1 protein-coding gene is annotated in these 274 nt (G+C 73.0%); it reads left to right on the top strand.

The genetic code is table 11. The annotated features are described in order from the left end of the window. A partial coding sequence (locus tag CVH10_RS20360) for a phosphoenolpyruvate carboxylase (RefSeq protein WP_146143181.1) occupies positions 1-274 on the top strand: 274 nt, incomplete at both ends.

The following is a 274-nucleotide window of genomic DNA, read 5'->3' as shown; positions in this document are numbered from 1 at the left end:
GGGGCGGCGGATCCGCGCGGTCGAGGGGTTCGGCTTCCACCTCGCCACGCTGGACCTGCGGCAGAATAGCGCGGTGCACGAGCGGGTCGTCGCCGAGATGCTGGCCAAGGCCGGCGTCTGCGACGATTACGCCGCGCTGGGCGAGGATGCGCGCGTCATGCTGCTGCGCCAGGAACTGGCCACCGCGCGCCCGCTGACCAGCCCGTTCGCCGATTATTCGGAGGAGACCGCGTCCGAACTGGCGATCGTCCGCGCGGCGGCGGCGGCGCATGCC

Origin of the sequence: Halomonas sp. ND22Bw (assembly GCF_003011945.1) — a bacterium.
Classification (GTDB): domain Bacteria; phylum Pseudomonadota; class Gammaproteobacteria; order Pseudomonadales; family Halomonadaceae; genus Halomonas; species Halomonas halophila.
This window is presented reverse-complemented; position numbering and strand designations above follow the sequence as displayed.